The organism is Sphingorhabdus sp. (assembly GCF_044354325.1).
Lineage (GTDB): Bacteria > Pseudomonadota > Alphaproteobacteria > Sphingomonadales > Sphingomonadaceae > Sphingorhabdus_B.
This window is the reverse complement of record NZ_JBILAF010000036.1, coordinates 1-16,969: the sequence shown is the minus strand read 5'-3', so window position 1 is coordinate 16,969 and position 16,969 is coordinate 1. Positions and strand designations below refer to the sequence as shown.

Here is a 16,969-nt window from a genome sequence, read left to right as displayed (position 1 = left end):
GCCACCGGTCCGACGGCAAGCGCGCGGCTCGTCCCGAACAGGGCATAGGCAATGATGGGAAGAATAGACGCGTATAGCCCTATTTCCGGTGGCAAGCCCGCCAACATGGCATAAGCCAGGCTTTGTGGGATGAGCATGATTGTGACGATTGCGGCAGCGACCAAGTCATTGGTCAACGTCACGCCGCCATAGCCGCGTCCCCATTCCAATATCGGCAAATAGCGTGCCAATTTCATGACCGTTACGCCGCCCCGATCTTGTGGGGTTTGACCATCCACTCATGCCCTTTGAGCATGCCGTGCCAGTAAATTGGCGGAAGGATAGTATCCTTTAACAGCCATGACAGGCGCGATGGGCGCGTGCCGTCAATCAGCCAATTCGGGAAGCTCGGCAGCAATTTCCCGCCATAACCAAATTCGGCGAGCACAATCTTGCCGCGTTCGACCGTCAACGGGCAACTGCCATAGCCGTCATAATCGGCGACAGGTGGTTTGCCCTCGAGAGCAGCCAATACGTTCACCGCGACCACTGGCGCTTGCTTGCGCGCCGCCGCCATAGTCTTGGCGTTTGACGCTGAGCAAGCGTCGCCCAAGGCGAAGACATTCGCATAACGCACATGCTGCAATGTTGCCTCATTGACCTCGATGAAACCACTTGCGGCAGCCAGCGGACTGTTGCGCACAAAATCTGGCGCGACTTGCGGCGGGACAACATGGATCATGTCGAACTTTTCCTCGACCCGCGTGACGATGTCCCCGCGTTTCTGTTCAAATGTCGCAATTTTGGCAGGGCCATCAATGGCAACCAGCTTCGATTCAAAATTTAGGTGCGCGTCATAGCGTTCGATATATTCCATCAGTGCGGGCACATAGGCGGCAACCCCGAACAGCACTGCGCCGCTGTTATGGAATTGCACATCAATGTCTTTTAACACCCCGGCACGTTCCCACGCACTGCATGATAGATACATTGATTTTTGCGGCGCGCCTGCACATTTAATCGGCATTGGCGGCTGCGTGAACAGCGCGCGGCCTTGCTTGAAATCCTTCACAAGGCGGTTGGTATAAGGGGCAAGGTCGTAACGATAGTTGGACGTTACGCCATTTTGACCAAGCGTTTCGGTCAAGCCGTCGATAGCCTCCCAATCCAGCTTAATGCCGGGGCATGCCACCAGCACGCGATAGGCAACCGAACTTCCATCGGCGAGCAGCACTTGGTTGTCCTCAGGCGCAAATCCAGAGGCTGCCTTTTTGATCCAGTCAACCGCTTTGGGCATGACCGATTTTTCGGTGCGCTTGGTGAATTCAGCCGAGAAAACACCAGCCCCAACCATAGTCCAGCCGGGCTGATAATAATGGTCTTCTGAAGGTTCGATTACGGCAACCGATAGCTTCTGATTGCGCTTTAACAGACTGGCGGCTGTGGCGATTCCGGCACTGCCGCCGCCCACAATAACCACATCATAGATTTTGGCGGGGGATGGCGCTGCATCCTGATCTTTTGTCGCCATTTCCCAAAGCTTGGTGGAACGCGCGCCGGAGCGGCAATAGGCAAGAATGGGGGATGGCATTTGGGCCAGAGCCGCTTTCATCTTCGCCGCATCATCGTCCGTAACTGCGCCTGAGACAGCCGGAATATACGTGAATGACAGGCCAAGCACTTCTGCTTCTTTCTGAATGGCGGCGGCGGATGGTTGCCCCGCCTCTTCGCCATCTGGCCGGTTGCATATAACCGATTTGAAGCCCTGCGCGGCAGCCTGATGCAGATCTTCTGTCGTCAATTGCCCTGAGACAGAAAAGCCTGGCGTGATGGATTTGAACGTCATTTAGGCCCCGCTTGTTTTGGTTTTTGGGATGTAAAAGGTATGAAGCGTTGCGCGGCCATGCCGACAAACATCGCAACGACAAATGGCGCAACATCGCCCGGCGCAATCGCCAAGTCAGCAAGCGCAGGCCCGGGACAAAGGCCGGCAATGCCCCAACCCATTCCAAACAATATGGCCCCAAAAGCGAGCGGGCGATCGAGCTTGGTCGTGCCTGGTAAATCGAACGTTGGCGCGGCAAGCGGCGCAGACAGCCGCGATCTAATCACCCAAGCCCCTGCCATCGGCAGCATGGCGCCCCCCATGACGAAAGCGAGTGTTGGATCCCATTGGCCAAACAGATCCAGAAACGCCTGAACCCGCGCAGGGTCCGACATGCCCGAATAGGCAAGGCCGGCCCCGAACAGCGTTCCAGAGAGCAATGCGATAAGCGCCCGGGTCATAGCCAGCCTCCAGCGCGGAGCAGGCCTACGGTTACAAATCCGCTTGCCATGAACATGCCGGTTGCAACCATGGATCGCGGCGAAAGACGCGACAGCCCGCATACGCCATGGCCACTGGTGCAGCCCGAGCCGAGCCGTGTGCCATAGCCAACGAGTAAGCCACCGATGATCAGCGGCCAGATGGATGCTGGAAAGTTGACGTTCACCGCACCAACGGTCTGCGCGATCAGAAGCGCACCAAGCGGAAGGCCGACGACGAATGCGATTGCGACATTTCGTGGCGCTCCGGTATCTGCGATGCCCGTTGCCCGTGCCGCCATTCCGCTGACGCCGGCGATCCGGCCAAGGCCGAGCAGCATGATTGCGGCCGCAAGCCCAATCAGCAAGCCGCCCATAAAGCCTTCAACAGGCATGGCGTTGGGAAAGGCCGCTATCATACGGCGTTGACCGGGATTTTGAGGTACGTGATGCCATTGTCGTCCACTGCTGGCATATGGCCTGCACGCATATTCACTTGCACCGACGGCAAAATCAGGCGCGGCATATCGAGCGTCGCATCGCGCGCCTCACGCATCGCGACAAATTCATCCTCGGTTATGCCGTCATGGGCATGGATATTGCCTGTACGCTCTGCCTCCACCGTCGTTTCCCATGCATATTCGGTGCGACCAGCAGGCAGATAGTCGTGGCACATAAAGAGCCGCGTCGTGGCAGGCAGCGACAATATCCGGCGCAACGACTGGAACAATTGCCGCGCGTTCCCGCCGGGAAAATCCGCGCGCGCCGTGCCGTAATCGGGCATGAACATTGTGTCGCCCGTGAACACGGCATCACCAATGACATAGGCAATGTCCGCAGGCGTATGACCGGGGACATGTAGAACGGTTACGTCCAACTTCCCAATTTGGAAGTGGTCGCCATCGGCAAACAGCCGGTCAAAGTCCGACCCATCACGCTGAAAATCAGTGCCAGCGTTAAACAGCTTTCCGAACACATTCTGGACGGTGACGATATGCTCACCGATGGCGATTTTGCCGCCAAGCTTTTGCTGCAAATAAGGTGCTGCCGAAAGGTGATCGGCATGCGCATGGGTTTCGAGCAGCCAATCAACGGCCAAGCCCTGCTGTGCAACATATGCGATAATGGCATCCGCCGACGCGAACGAGGTGCGCCCTGAGGCAGGATCAAAATCAAGCACACTATCAATGATCGCCGCCTGCTTGGTTTCAGGATCGTGGACCACATAGCTGACCGTGAAAGTCGGTTTGTCGAAAAAGGCACGAATTATCGGAACACCCTTTTGGGCATCGCTCACCTGCGCAATGGCATTTTCTAACGCTGAGTCGGGCATGGAAACTCCTATAAATTCATATTTACATAAATTGTGTAATCGATTATCCGTGTTGCGTCAATACAAGTCTCGTGGCAGCGCCGACCGATGAACAGGATGAAAAAATGAACGACACGAAAGCAGTTGCAGCACAGCCCATTAGGATCGGCGAAACAGCGCCGGACTTTCGCGCGCGGACAACGCTCGGGGAACGGAGCCTATCGGAATATCGGGGCCAATGGCTCATTTTGTTTTCGCACCCTGCAGACTTTACGCCCGTGTGCACGACGGAATTTGTTGCGCTTGCCAAGTCGGCCGTTGCGTTCGAAGCAACTGGTTGTGCATTGCTCGGGCTTTCCGTGGACAGTATCCATTCGCACATTGCGTGGGTGACTGCGATTAAACATAAATTTGGGGTGAATGTTCCTTTCCCCATCATTGAAGACCCCTCCATGGCCATTGGCCGCGCATATGGCATGATTGACGATACTGCAGCGGATAGCGCCGCGGTTCGCTCAACCTATTTCATCGACCCCGACGGCATCATTCGTGCCATCACCACTTATCCGCATAATGTGGGGCGCTCGGTCAGTGAAATGCTGCGCCTTCTTCGCGCATTGCAAGCTACGCAGGGCGGCACTGGCCTTGCGCCAGAAGGATGGCAACCAGGGGACAAATTGCTTGCATTACCAATTATAAACAGCGCCGAAATCAGTGGTGACGATGATTGGTTTTGCCATTTGGCCGACACGAAATGACGTCGCTGTTTGAAAGTCGCGACCGCGCCGTAAAAGCGGCGGACAAGCTAAAAGTCTATGCGCAGCCGCAGCGGCTCATGATCTTGTCTTGCCTTTTGCGCGGTGAACGGACGGTGAGCGAAATCGATGCCGCAACCGGCATAGGCCAACCTGCGCTTAGCCAGCAACTCGCGGAACTGCGCCGCAACGACCTCGTCAAAACGCGCCGTGCGTCCAAGCAAATCTGGTATAACTTAGCGGATGATAAAGTCTGCTTATGCGTCCGCAGCATGGAAGCCATCCTTGGGGACGAAGGCGATGTGGGGCAAATGTTGAATACCGCCCTGCGATTGAACAAGCCTGAGGCAAGTGCACCCCCAGCGCGTGGCGCGGCGGGATTCGCGCGCATCATTTAACTGCTGATGTTGGAGCCATCCAAGCATGGCCATGCTATCGGAACGAATGGCTAATTGAGGCACAGTCATATATCTTCAATATGGCTCAGGCACACGACATAGCCAGTCATCCGGACAAATCGCGGCGGCTTGTGGCCATCGAAGAAGGTTGTTTAGGCGCCGCGCACGAACGTGCTGCGCGCAAGACGATATACCAATCCGGTAAGCCCGTCATAATTGGCGCGGTGGTAAGCCGAATCGGGTGCCAATTGTGCGGTCAGGCGTTTGTGCGCTGTCCCAAGTGCATGATACGGCACGCTGGGCAGCAAGTGATGCAACGCGTGGTAACGCAGGCCCACAGGTGCCCAGATCTCTGCCAGCAGGCCGGGGGGCGGGACGTTGACGCTGTCGAGGAACTGGGCGGTCACACTCAATGGCTCACCATCATTTTCCCATAAATGCGCGACAAGCGTGCGGACTTGGTTGAGCACGGCAACGCTTGCGACGATGGCAAGGAAGATGAGGAAGGACTGGAGCGGGATGAAACCCGTAAATACCCCCGTCAGCAGCGCAATCGACCAGATGCTGGCGGCGGTTTCCTGCACGATCCAGTTGCGATGTGCGTCGCCCTCGGCGGGTCTGCGCCGAAAGGCAGGGTTGATCGCAAGGCCCGAGTAACGTTCGACCACGATCTTGCGCAACGCAGGAATGAACAGCGAAAGCGGGGCAAGCACGGCGTTGCGGAACAGCAAGGCAATCGGCGCCAGCAACGAAACGATGATGAAGACAGGCAGCGTCCATGGCTTCATTAGCGCCAAGGGCAGATATTCGGGATCTTGATCGGTGCCATAACGCGTGCGTGCGTGGTGCAGGTTGTGGATGCCTTCATACATATAAGACGGCACGAGCAGGGGCACGCCAATCACGGCGTTAAAGCCCAAGCGGAAACCGGGAAGCGCGGAATGCTTCACATGCGTCACTTCGTGAATGAAGCCGCCTGCGCGATATAGGCCAAGGATCGAGACCAAAGCCGCAACGCACTGAACCCACAGGGTTCCGGACATGATGGTCACCGCAAGTCCGACATAGCCAACCAGCGCCGACAAAAGGAAATCCGACCAGAAAATGCGCGGGTTCGGCGCAGCAAGATCACGCGTGAGTTCGGCAACCGCACGCAACATCGCTTTGTCATCAGGAACCTGTTTGAGGCGCGCTGCGCGGTCGACGAGATCACCGCCCAAAATGGCGCCGTCTGTGTGCGTGTGCGGGGTCAGTAACATTTCACTCATGCGCGTATCAATCTGCCTGTCGGACCTGTTTGATCGTACATAGGCATTAGTCGTGGCGATAAAATGGCAGAATATATGAATTATGGCCGTTTTCTTTCGGCGCGCGAAGCCTAACATGTGCATAGGCTTGCCAGCCGTGGCTTGGGCGCTAAACAAACGGGCATGTTAGGTGTCTGTTATTATCCCGAGCACTGGTCCGAGGATCATTGGCCACGCGACGCGCAAAGAATGTATGATCTTGGGCTGCGCTTTGTCCGGATTGGCGAATTTGCGTGGGGTCGCATCGAAAAGGCGGAAGGCATATTCGATTGGGCGTGGATGGACCGCGCGATCGACGTGCTCGGCGCGGCCGGACTGAAAGTCGTCCTTGGAACGCCCACCGCAACGCCGCCCAAATGGCTGTGCGAAAAATATCCCGACATTTTGCCTGTCGATATCAACACCGGCCAAGTCCGTGGTTTCGGATCGCGCCGCCATTATGACTTTTCGAGCGAAACATATCTGGTGCAGGCGGAACGTATCACTGCCGCCATGGCGCAGCGTTATGGCTTTCATCCGCATGTGGCCGGTTGGCAGACCGACAATGAATTGTGCTGCCACGATACGACCATGAGCGCATCGCCAGCGGCGCTGGAAAAATTCCGGGCCTATTGTGCGCAACGTTATGGCACGATCGACGCGCTGAATGCGGCGTGGGGCAATGTGTTCTGGTCGATGGAATATGACCATTTTGACCAGATCGACCTGCCCTTTTTCACGGTGTGCGAAACGAACCCCGCGCATCGCTTGGCCTATCGGCGCTTTGCGTCGGAACAGGTCGTGCGCTTTCATGACGTCATGATATCGGCCGTTCGCCGTCACGCCGCGCCGCACCAGTGGGTGACGCACAATATCATTCCGCCAGCGACAACGGGTGTCGACAATGCCGCGCTGACCCGCGATCTCGATTTTGTCAGCTATGACAATTATCCGCTCGGTTTTTCCGATCAGCTCATGGCCAAAGCATCGGCTGATGAATGGAAACCCTTCATGCGCACGGGGCATCCTGATTTGGCGGCGCTCAATTTTGATTCGGTGCGCGGGCTATCCAAAGGTGCGTGGTGGGTGATGGAGCAGCAGCCCGGGCCGGTAAACTGGGCGCCGCATAATCCGCATCCTGCGCCGGGCATGGTCCGACACTGGACGCTTCAGGCTTTTGCGCATGGCGCGGCCTGCGTCGCCTATTTCCGCTGGCGGCAAGTACCCTTTGCGCAAGAACAAATGCATGCCGGGCTCAGACGGCCCGATGACATGCCCGCCGCGGCGTGGGCGGAAGTGGAACAGGCCGCATCGGACATGCAGCTGCTTGGCGACTTGTCGGTTGTGGCTGCGAAGTCCCCTGTCGCCATCGTCATTGATCCGGTGTCCGGCTGGGTCGACGACATTGAACGGCAAGGTGCGGGCTATCGCTATGATGCGGTCGTCTTCCAATATTATCGTGCGTTGCGCGGCCTGGGCGTGGATGTCGACTTTGTGACCGCAGGCGACGCGCAGCTGGCTGGATATCGACTGGTTGTCGTGCCGACCATGGCGGTGGTTGACGATGCCGCGTTCGATGCGTTGCAGGCGAGCGATGGCCTATTGCTCTTTGGTCCACGCGCGGGTGCGAAGACCGATGAATTTTCGATGAGCGAAGGCCTGCCGCCCGGACGCCTGCGTGACTTTGTGCCGATCAAAGTCACTTCGGTCGAAACGCTCCGCGCGGATTGCGGTGGTAGCATTGCGTATAAAGGCGCGGAATATGAAAGCGGCCGTTGGCGCGAGACGATTGAAGTTGGCGACGCGGACATCATCGCAACTTATGAAGACGGCGCACCGGCAGCGGTGCGGGCTGGCCGAAGCATCTATCTTGCGACGCTGACGGACGATGCCTTTCTGACTAACTTGCTCGTCGATTTATGTGCGGAGGCGGACGTGCAGATTACACCGCTGCCGCCCACGCTGCGCTTGCGCCGACGGGGTGAACTTACCTTTGCGTTCAATCTGGATAGCGCTAACGCGCGCGCCCCTGCACCAGCGGGCGCAGAATTTGTTATCGGCGGTTCGGACATCGAACCCTATGGCGTTGCTGTCTGGCGTTAACGTTCTTTGGTCGCGCTGAATTTCAGGTCCGGGTGCTTTTCCTGCTGATAGCCAACATCCCATGACGAACGCGCCATAAACACCGGATGGCCATCGCGGTCCTTCGCCATGTTTCCGCCGTTGAACGAGATGAATTGCGCCAGCGCTGTGTCCGACCCGATGAGCCAGCGTGCGGTGTCATAAGGTGCGGGCTCCAAAAACGCATCGACCTTATATTCCGCCTCAAGCCGCGAAATCAGAACGTCGAGCTGAAGTTGCCCGACGACGCCAATCACCCAGTTTGAACCAATCTCAGGGTAGAAGACTTGAATGACGCCCTCTTCGCTCAAGTCATCCAGCGCCTTGCGCAACTGCTTGGTCTTCGTGGGGTCGCGTAAGACGACGCGGCGCAGAATTTCCGGCGCAAAGTTGGGCAGGCCGGTAAAGCGCACGTCGTTGCGTTCGGACAAAGTGTCGCCGACGCGCAACGTGCCATGGTTGGGAATACCGATGATATCGCCGGGTTCCGCGCTGTCGGCAATTTCGCGATCTTGCGCGAAAAACAGAATCGGCGAATGAATCGCAACCGGCTTGCCAAGTCCCGATGGCGTCAGCTTCATGCCGCGTTTGAAGGTGCCGGAACATAGCCGCATGAACGCAATGCGGTCACGGTGCTGCGGGTCCATATTGGCCTGCACCTTGAAAATGAAGCCGGTGACTTCTTTCTCGGACGGATCAATATCACCCTTTGAACTGGGTTGCGGGCGGGGTGGCGGCGCATATTTGGCGATGGCGGTAATAAGCTCGATCACGCCGAATTCTTTCAGCGCGGAGCCGAAATAGACGGGCGTTAGGTCACCATTTTGGAACGCAGTCAGATCGAACTCGGAATATCCAGCCTGCGCAAGCTCCGCCTCTTCGCGTAGCCGCGCGACGCCCGCGGGCGTGAGCACATCTTCAAGGCTTGTCGCATTCAGGCCGGCATGGTCGCTGACTTTGCCTTCGAACGCCTTGCTGTCGCCTGATGGCTGGCTCAGGCGACCGCTGTTAAAGTCGTAAAGGCCTTCAAACTCGCCGCCCATGCCCACGGGCCAGTTCATAGGGCACACATCCAGCGCCAGTGCATCGGCGACTTCGTCAATCGTCTCAAATGCGGGGCGACCTTCGCGATCCACCTTGTTGACGAAGGTGATGATCGGAACGCTGCGCAGGCGGCAGACTTCGAAAAGTTTGCGGGTTTGCGGCTCAATACCCTTTGCCGCGTCGATGACCATGATGGCAGAATCGACCGCAGTCAGCGTCCGGTAGGTATCTTCGGAGAAATCTTCATGCCCCGGCGTGTCGAGCAGGTTGAAGACAATGCCGTCCTTTTGAAACGTCATCACCGATGACGTAACCGAAATTCCGCGCTGCTGTTCGATCTTCATCCAGTCGGAACGCGCACGGCGTGCTTGACCGCGCGCCTTTACTTCGCCCGCCAAGTGAATGGCGCCACCTTGAAGCAAAAGCTTTTCCGTGAGCGTTGTTTTACCCGCATCGGGGTGGGAGATAATGGCAAAGGTTCGGCGGTTGAGCGTCATACCGCGCGGCTTAGGGATGATTGATTATCGCTTCAACCCGTTTGTCAGAAGGTCGGCGGCGATAGTCGCAACTTCAGCTGCATCGCGATCTTCATCAAGGACACCAAAACGCAGCCCCAAAAACACGTTCATGCCGACAATGGCCCACGCATGGACTTCCTCGACATCGTCGCGCACTTGTCCTTTGGTCGCAGCTTCTTTCAAGCTGGCGAGATACCCGTTAACCGTATTTTCGTAATGCGCGCGATAACTTGGCGGATCGACAAATTCAGCCTCATCAATAATCCGGTACAGTTCCTTATGCTCGCGCACAAAATTCAAAAATTTGTTCAGCCCCTTGCGCTCGCCTTCAAGACGGTCTGGCTCCGCGGCGATCACGGGCCCTACCGTTTGCCGTACTTGCGCCGACATGTCGCGGACCAGCGCGCGGAAGAGCGAATCTTTGGAATCGAAATAGGTGTAGAAGCTGCCCAAGGCCACGCCGGCGCGCTGCGTAATCGACACGACGGAACTTTCGTGAAATCCCTTTTCGCCAAATTCGGCGGCAGCCGCATCCAACAGCAGACGCAATGTTTTGCGGCCCCTTTCGGTGCGCGGTGTTTTTTCAGCCGGTGTCATTGTTGCTGATATGCCACGTTCGGCTGACATTCGCTATACTTCCCAAAGCCATTAAGTTGAAACATGGTTCAACTTTCAGTATACGCATATTTGTGTATGGGTAAAGACCTGCAATTCAAAGGGAGAGTGACAATGAAATCCACGAAAATTTCGATGATTCGCGCTGCATTGTTTGCCAGCATTGCCATGTCTGGCTTGGCTGTAACCGCGCCTGCTATGGCACAAGAAGCCGCCGCGAGCGCAGACAATATTGATGAAATCATTGTTACTGCACGGCGCCGTGAAGAAAATCTGCTCGATGTGCCAATCGCGGTCAGCGCATTTTCGGGCGAAGCGCTTGAATTGCGTGGCGCGCTTGACCTGACCGACATTGGCAACATCACGCCGAACACCACGCTTGAAACATCGCGCGGCAGTAACTCGACACTGTCGGCTTTTATTCGCGGTATCGGCCAACAGGATCCAGTGTCGGGTTTTGAACCCGGTGTCGGCATCTATCTGGATGATGTCTATTTGAACCGTCCGCAAGCTGCGGTCCTCGACATTTATGACGTAGAACGCATCGAAGTTCTGCGCGGGCCCCAGGGCACGCTGTACGGCCGCAACACCATCGGCGGCGCGGTGAAATATGTCACCAAGCGTTTGCCGCAAGAGTTCGCCTTGAGCGCACGGGCAACGGTCGGAACTTATGATCAGGCCGATGGCGTCGTGACTGTGTCCGCACCGATTGGCGAAATCGTGCGCGTCGGCGGCAGCGTCGCGCGGCTTTCACGCGGCGGTTTTGGCGATAACCTGACCACCGGCCTTGAGAACTATAACAAGGACGTATGGGCTGCGCGCGGCACATTGGAGCTTGGCGGATATGGCGCTCCGGTTTCGGTGCGTATCAGCGGCGATTATAGCCGCGACAAGAGCGACCCTCGTGGCGGTCATCGCATCATTCCCGGATTGTTGTCGGGCGCACCCGTGCTCGACAATGTTTTTGACACACGCGGCGGACTTGTTGATCCGAAACAGGATATCGAAGCTTATGGCCTCGCCATGAACATTTCGGTGGACCTGTCCGACAGCCTGACGCTGCGTTCCATTAGCGCATGGCGCAAAGATGACACGCTGACCCCCATCGATTTTGACGCGCTGCCTGCGGCAGATGTTGACGTCCCCGGTGGCTATTTCAACGAACAGGTCAGTCAGGAAGTGCAATTGCTCGTGGACGCTGGTCCGTTCAGCGGCATGGTCGGTGCATATTATCTGGATGCCACGGCAGATACCTTGTTCGATGTGCGCCTGTTCACGACGCTCAGCGGATTGACGGCATTTACCAATGCTGCGGTCGATACGGAAACCTACGCCATCTTCGGTGATTTTACGTACGATCTTTCCGAACAGCTCAGCCTGTCGGTTGGTGGCCGTTACACATGGGATAAGCGCACCGCGAATATCCTGCGCCAAAACTATCTTGGCGGCGGATCGCCATTCTTTGGCGGGGCAGGCGTCGCCTTTGGCGCAGCCAGCACAAACTTCAGCGGACAGCGTGATTTCAAAAAGTTCACGCCCCGCATATCGCTCAGCTTTAAGCCAACGCCAGACGACAATATCTACGCCAGCTTCAGCCAAGGCTTTAAGGGCGGCGGCTTTGATCCGCGCGGCGTGGGTGCCAATGCGCCAGATCTGAACGGCAATGGTATTCGCGGCGAAAACGACGAAGTGGCTGCGTTTTTGAGCTTCCGTCCAGAAAGCGTCGACAGCTACGAAGTTGGCTATAAGGGCAATGCGTTCGACGGCGGCCTGACCTATGCACTCGCTGGCTTCTACGCCGATTATACGGACGTCCAAATCCCCGGTTCGGTCGCATGTATCGTCAGCGGCCTGCCATCATTCTGCGGCGTAACATCCAACGCAGGCAAGGCGACCTTCAAGGGCGTCGAGCTTGAGTTTAACGCACGGCTTAGCGAGAGCGTTGCCAATGACGGTGACCGTTTGAACCTGTTGGGTGCAGTGGGTTATATTGATGCGCAGTTCGACCAATATATTTCGAACATCGCGAGCGTCCCGACAGATGTTGCCGCCTTCCGCGATGTGCAGAACACACCTTCATGGACAGCCAGCGCAACGCTTGCCTACATGACGCCAGCTGGCGCCGGACGCTTGAATCTGGGCACAACAATTTCGTACCGCAGCAGCACGACGCAGTTCGAAATTCCGAACCCCTATATTGATCAGTCGGGCTATGCGCTTGTCGACGCAAGCCTGGTGTATACCGCGCCCGACGATCGTTGGAGCATTGGGCTTTATGGTAAGAACCTGTTCGACAAGGAATATAAGACTTCGGGCTACAGCTTCATTGCTGGCAACGCGACGACTGGCGTGCCCATCCTTGGCGGAACCGGTTTGCCCGTTGCGTCTTTGGGCCGCGAAGGCACGCTGACCGCATTTTACGGCAACCCGCGTCAGGTGTTTCTGACCGCTGGCGTGAAGTTCTAAAAATCTGCGCGAAAGCGCGTTGAAAAAAGAAGGCCGGGCCAACATGCCCGGCCTTTCTTTTTATCCGCGAAGCACCGCGCCCAGTTTGGCCGCGGCCGCAATGACCTTATCTGAAATCAGTTTCAGATCATCATCGCCATAGCTTTTGTCGGTGGGTTGAAGCGTAATTTCAACCGCCAGGCTGACTTGCCCCTCGGGTACGCCTTGCCCGGCAAAGCGGTCAAACAAGCGCGCTGCGACGATGTTGTCTTTGTCGCATCCCTTAATGGACCGAACCAGATCATTGGCTGGCGTATCTTGGGAAACCAGAAACGCAAAGTCGCGGGTAACGGCTTGCAATGCTGGCGGTGTGAAGGCCGGGCGCATAAAGCCCGTGGCTTTTTTGAGCGGTATCGCATCCAAAAAGATTTCCGCGGCGACAACGCTGCCATCAAGGTCAAAGGCTTTTGCCGTTGCCGGATGCAGTGTGCCGAATGCGCCAAGAATATTCTTTGGTCCCATGCGCAATGTCGCCGATTGTCCGGGATGATAATGCGCACCGGCATCGTCCATCACGAGCAGACCGTCGGTTGCGACACCCGCTGCCTTGAGCAACGCGATGGCCTCTGCCTTGGCATCAAAAGCGTCAAATTTTGCCGATTTACCGGTCGCCCAGTTGCGCACAGATTTGTCACCCGCCAGCACGATACCCGCCGTCAGACGTTCGTCGCTTGTGCCATCCGCCGCGGCAAAATAACGCCGTCCGATTTCGAACAGACGCACCGATGATGCGCCGCGGTCCATGTTCCGCTGCGCGGCAGAGAGCAGACCCGGCAAAAGCGAAGGGCGCATGACCTTCATGTCTTCGGAGATCGGGTTGGCCAGGGTCCATGTGCCGCCACCAAATGCATCCGCTGCCTTTTGCGGCAGGAACGACCAGTTGATCGCTTCGTTCAAGCCACGTGCCGCCGCTGCACGGCGTACTTTGCGTTCCAGCGACTGGACGGGCGTTGCGGTTGGTTTGGCGACGCCGTCTGCACGGGGCAATGGCACGGACACGACATTGTCGAGACCGACGATACGCACGACTTCTTCGACAATATCTGCAGGGCCATCGACGTCACGACGCCATGTCGGCACGGTAACGCGCCAGTCGTCGCTTACCGAAAAGCCCAGTCTTTCCAATATATTGCGCTGTTGGTCCGGCGTAACATCAACGCCGCCAAGCTGCTGGCAATATTGGGTGTCATAAGAAATGTTGCGCGGCGCAACTGGTGCAGCGCCCGCCCTAGTGATGGCACTTGGCGTCCCGCCGCAATGGTCGAGCACCAGCTTGGTCGCGATCGCCAATCCGTCTTCCAAAAACGCAGGGTCAACGCCGCGTTCAAAACGTTGCCTTGCATCGCTGGTCAAAGCCAGCTTTTGCCCGGTGCGCGCAATATGTTCAGGGTCGAAATAGGCGCACTCGATAAGGACATCCGTGGTCGTCTCCGAAACGCCGCTATGCTCGCCACCCATGATACCGCCAATGTCATGCACCATGCTGTCGTCCGCAATGACGGTCATGGTCGAATCCAGCGTATAGGTCTTGCCATTGAGGGCGACCACGTCTTCCCCGTCGACCGCCTTACGTGCCACCAGCGCTCCGTTGAGCTTGGCGCGGTCATAAACGTGCAAGGGCCGGCCAAGATCGATGGAGATGAAGTTGGTGATGTCGACGAGCACTGAAATCGGCTTTTGGCCAATGGCTTTCAGCTTGCTGCGCATCCATTCGGGGGCGTCGCCATTGCGGACACCGGAGACGGCCTGTGCGTAGAACGCAGGGCAGCCTGCGGCGTCGTCTGTGCGCACGATCGGCGCGGGGCCGCTGCCTTCATTGGGCGTGTCCAAATTGATGCGGTAGACTTCGTTTAGCGGGCGCAATGTGCCAAGGCCAGCCGCCGCGAGATCGCGCGCGATGCCGCGAACGCCCATGCAATCCTGACGGTTGGGGGTGATGCTGACATCAATGACGGGGTCGTCCAACCCTGCCCAATCGGCATAGACCGTCCCCACCGGCGCGTCCGCGGCGAGTTCGATGATGCCATCATGATCGTCGCCCAGTTCCAGCTCCGCAATCGAGCACATCATGCCGTTGGATTCGACGCCTCTGATCGCGGCAACCTTTAGCACCATGCCATTTGCGGGAACGACTGCGCCGGCTGGGCCGAATACGCCAAGCATGCCTGCGCGCGCATTGGGTGCGCCACAGACCACCTGAAGCGGGTCGCCGCCCGCATCAACGGACAACACTTGCAATTTATCGGCCTGCGGATGCGGCGCCGCACTCAGCACCTTTGCAATGCGGAACGCGGACAATTTGTCTGCCGGGTTTTCGATGCCCTCAACCTCAAGCCCGATACGGTTCAGGCAATCGGCAACGGCCTGCATATCGGCGTCGGTATCGAGATGCTCTTTCAGCCATGACAATGAAAACTTCATGCGCCTACTCCTCCGCTCAGCGTCGGAACATCGAGCGCGTCAAATCCGTAATGCTGCAGCCAGCGATTATCGCCGTCGAAGAAGGCACGCAGATCGTCCATCCCATATTTCAGCATGGCAAGGCGGTCGACGCCGGTACCGAAGGCAAAGCCCTGCCATATATCGGGATCAAGCCCGCAGGCCTCGATAACCTTGCGATGGACCATGCCGGAGCCAAGAACCTCCATCCAGCCTTCCGATCCCCCAATGACGCGCTTGCCGTTGACCATCGAATAGCCGACGTCGACTTCAACCGATGGTTCGGTGAATGGGAAATAGCTTGGACGCAGACGCAAGACGACATCTTCGCGTTCGAAATAGGCTTTTAGAAATGTCTCCAACGTCCATTTCAGATGACCAAGGTGAATGCCCTTGTCGATGACAAGGCCTTCGATCTGGTGGAACATCGGCGTGTGCGTCGCATCGCTGTCGCTGCGGTAGACGCGGCCCGGTGCGATAATGCGGATCGGTGGTTCCTGTGACGTCATGGTGCGGATTTGCACCGGCGATGTGTGCGTGCGCAGCAGCATTTTGCTGCCCTCGCGCGCCATTTCGTCGGGGAAATAGAATGTATCATGCATCGCGCGTGCAGGATGCGTTTCGGGAATATTGAGCGCGGTGAAATTGTGCCAATCATCTTCGATCTCGCGCCCTTCGGCAACCGCGAAGCCCATGTCGACAAAGATTTCGGCAAGCTCGTCCATGACTTGGCTGACCGGATGCACTGTGCCGCGCGGTGTTTCGGGCGTAGGCAATGTCATGTCGACATATTCGCTGGCGAGACGCCGGTTCAACTCGGCTGTTTCCAAGGCGGCTTTTTTCGCGGCCAGCCCCGCTGTCACGCTTTCGCGCAGACCGTTGATGATCGGGCCTTGCGTCTGACGTTCATCGGGCGACATCGCCCCCATCGTCTTGAGCAACGCCGAAACGCTGCCTTGCTTGCCAAGGGCGGATATCCGAACAGCCTCCAGCGCATCCAGCGTATCCGCGGAATCAATCGCTGCCATCAGTTCGGTTTGGAGTGTCGCAATATCTGTCATCATGGTTCGCCTGAATAAGCAAAAGGGCGCGAACGGCAAGCACCGCCCACGCCCTTTTGCGCAATATCGAAGTTTTAGGAGCTTATGCTGCTTTCGCGAGCGCTGCCTTCGACTGCGCAATGATCGTGCTAAACATCGCGGCTTCGTTCATCGCGAGGTCGGCAAGAACCTTGCGGTCCAGTTCAACGTTAGCAAGCTTCAGGCCATGCATGAACACGCCATAGGTCATGCCTTCGGCGCGGACTGCGGCGTTGATACGCTGGATCCACAATGCGCGGAAGTTCCGCTTGTTTACCTTACGGTCGCGATATGCGTACTGACCGGCCTTTTCGACCGCCTGACGTGCGACGCGGATGGTATTTTTGCGACGGCCATAATAGCCCTTCGCCTGCTCTAAAATTCTTTTATGTTTAGCTTTGGTGGTCACACCACGTTTGACGCGTGCCATAATCTATATCCTTTTCGTTAAAACGTACGCGCAGTCTTAAAGACCGTATGGCGCCCATTTCTTGATTGTCTTGGCATCGGGATCAGAGATCACGCTGGTGCCACGGTTTTGGCGGATATACTTGGCATTATGGCTGCTCAAACGGTGCCGTTTTCCAACGACGCCATGCTTGATCTTGCCTGTT

General features: G+C 57.1%; 16 protein-coding genes. 4 read left to right on the top strand and 12 right to left on the bottom strand.

Annotation, left to right across the window (positions count from 1 at the left end):
• The 5 genes from ACIQ0G_RS05140 to ACIQ0G_RS05120 all read right to left on the bottom strand — a co-directional run.
• A partial coding sequence (locus ACIQ0G_RS05140) for a SulP family inorganic anion transporter (protein ID WP_397576976.1) occupies positions 1–236 on the bottom strand: 236 nt, incomplete at its 3' end.
• Positions 237–241: 5 nt separating this feature from the next.
• Positions 242–1,825 (bottom strand): TIGR01244 family sulfur transferase, encoded by a 1,584-nt coding sequence (locus tag ACIQ0G_RS05135; RefSeq protein ID WP_397576975.1) that lies wholly within the window; start codon positions 1,823–1,825, stop codon positions 242–244.
• A complete protein-coding gene (locus ACIQ0G_RS05130; RefSeq protein WP_397576974.1) occupies positions 1,822–2,265 on the bottom strand; it encodes a DUF6691 family protein in 444 nt (147 codons plus the stop codon). The genes ACIQ0G_RS05135 and ACIQ0G_RS05130 overlap by 4 nt, the downstream gene beginning before the upstream one ends.
• Complete coding sequence (locus tag ACIQ0G_RS05125) at positions 2,262–2,702, bottom strand: YeeE/YedE family protein (RefSeq protein ID WP_306064837.1); 441 nt, start codon at positions 2,700–2,702, stop codon at positions 2,262–2,264. Before ACIQ0G_RS05125 ends, ACIQ0G_RS05130 begins: the two co-directional genes overlap by 4 nt.
• Entirely contained in the window at positions 2,699–3,616 is a 918-nt protein-coding gene (locus tag ACIQ0G_RS05120; RefSeq protein ID WP_397576973.1) for an MBL fold metallo-hydrolase, read from the bottom strand. The genes ACIQ0G_RS05125 and ACIQ0G_RS05120 overlap by 4 nt, the downstream gene beginning before the upstream one ends.
• A gap of 104 nt (positions 3,617–3,720) precedes the next feature.
• On the opposite strand from ACIQ0G_RS05120, the gene ACIQ0G_RS05115 reads away from it, so the two are divergent.
• Together ACIQ0G_RS05115 and ACIQ0G_RS05110 are read left to right on the top strand one after the other, a co-directional pair.
• Positions 3,721–4,353 (top strand): peroxiredoxin, encoded by a 633-nt coding sequence (locus tag ACIQ0G_RS05115; protein ID WP_397576972.1) that lies wholly within the window; start codon positions 3,721–3,723, stop codon positions 4,351–4,353.
• Positions 4,350–4,748 carry an ArsR/SmtB family transcription factor gene (locus ACIQ0G_RS05110; RefSeq protein ID WP_397576971.1) on the top strand — a complete coding sequence of 133 codons (399 nt, stop codon included), beginning with the start codon at positions 4,350–4,352 and terminating at the stop codon, positions 4,746–4,748. The genes ACIQ0G_RS05115 and ACIQ0G_RS05110 overlap by 4 nt, the downstream gene beginning before the upstream one ends.
• 152 nt (positions 4,749–4,900) lie before the next feature.
• Here the strand turns inward: ACIQ0G_RS05110 and ACIQ0G_RS05105 are convergent, their stop codons facing one another.
• Positions 4,901–6,016 carry a fatty acid desaturase family protein gene (locus tag ACIQ0G_RS05105; protein WP_397576970.1) on the bottom strand — a complete coding sequence of 372 codons (1,116 nt, stop codon included), beginning with the start codon at positions 6,014–6,016 and terminating at the stop codon, positions 4,901–4,903.
• 162 nt (positions 6,017–6,178) lie between these two features.
• Here ACIQ0G_RS05105 and ACIQ0G_RS05100 point away from each other — a divergent pair, with 162 nt between their 5' ends.
• Positions 6,179–8,137 carry a beta-galactosidase gene (locus tag ACIQ0G_RS05100; RefSeq protein ID WP_397576969.1) on the top strand — a complete coding sequence of 653 codons (1,959 nt, stop codon included), beginning with the start codon at positions 6,179–6,181 and terminating at the stop codon, positions 8,135–8,137.
• Here the strand turns inward: ACIQ0G_RS05100 and ACIQ0G_RS05095 are convergent.
• Together ACIQ0G_RS05095 and ACIQ0G_RS05090 are read right to left on the bottom strand one after the other, a co-directional pair.
• Positions 8,134–9,696 carry a peptide chain release factor 3 gene (locus ACIQ0G_RS05095; RefSeq protein WP_397576968.1) on the bottom strand — a complete coding sequence of 521 codons (1,563 nt, stop codon included), beginning with the start codon at positions 9,694–9,696 and terminating at the stop codon, positions 8,134–8,136. The two genes, ACIQ0G_RS05100 and ACIQ0G_RS05095, sit on opposite strands and share 4 nt — an antisense overlap.
• A 24-nt stretch (positions 9,697–9,720) precedes the next feature.
• On the bottom strand, positions 9,721–10,314 hold the full coding sequence (locus ACIQ0G_RS05090; protein ID WP_246337175.1) for a TetR/AcrR family transcriptional regulator: 594 nt from the start codon (positions 10,312–10,314) through the stop codon (positions 9,721–9,723).
• Between the two features lie 132 nt (positions 10,315–10,446).
• On the opposite strand from ACIQ0G_RS05090, the gene ACIQ0G_RS05085 reads away from it, so the two are divergent.
• On the top strand, positions 10,447–12,798 hold the full coding sequence (locus tag ACIQ0G_RS05085) for a TonB-dependent receptor (RefSeq protein ID WP_397576967.1): 2,352 nt from the start codon (positions 10,447–10,449) through the stop codon (positions 12,796–12,798).
• A 60-nt stretch (positions 12,799–12,858) separates the two neighbouring features.
• On the opposite strand, the gene pheT is transcribed toward ACIQ0G_RS05085, so the two are convergent.
• The 4 genes from pheT to ACIQ0G_RS05065 all read right to left on the bottom strand — a co-directional run.
• Positions 12,859–15,258, bottom strand: coding sequence for a phenylalanine--tRNA ligase subunit beta (gene pheT, locus ACIQ0G_RS05080; RefSeq protein WP_397576966.1), 2,400 nt, complete (start codon positions 15,256–15,258; stop codon positions 12,859–12,861).
• Entirely contained in the window at positions 15,255–16,337 is a 1,083-nt protein-coding gene (gene pheS, locus ACIQ0G_RS05075; RefSeq protein ID WP_397576978.1) for a phenylalanine--tRNA ligase subunit alpha, read from the bottom strand. Before pheS ends, pheT begins: the two co-directional genes overlap by 4 nt.
• Positions 16,338–16,419: 82 nt before the next feature.
• Positions 16,420–16,785, bottom strand: a complete 366-nt coding sequence (gene rplT / locus ACIQ0G_RS05070) for a 50S ribosomal protein L20 (RefSeq protein ID WP_183942150.1) — start codon at positions 16,783–16,785, stop codon at positions 16,420–16,422.
• A gap of 36 nt (positions 16,786–16,821) precedes the next feature.
• A partial coding sequence (locus ACIQ0G_RS05065) for a 50S ribosomal protein L35 (protein ID WP_397576977.1) occupies positions 16,822–16,969 on the bottom strand: 148 nt, incomplete at its 5' end.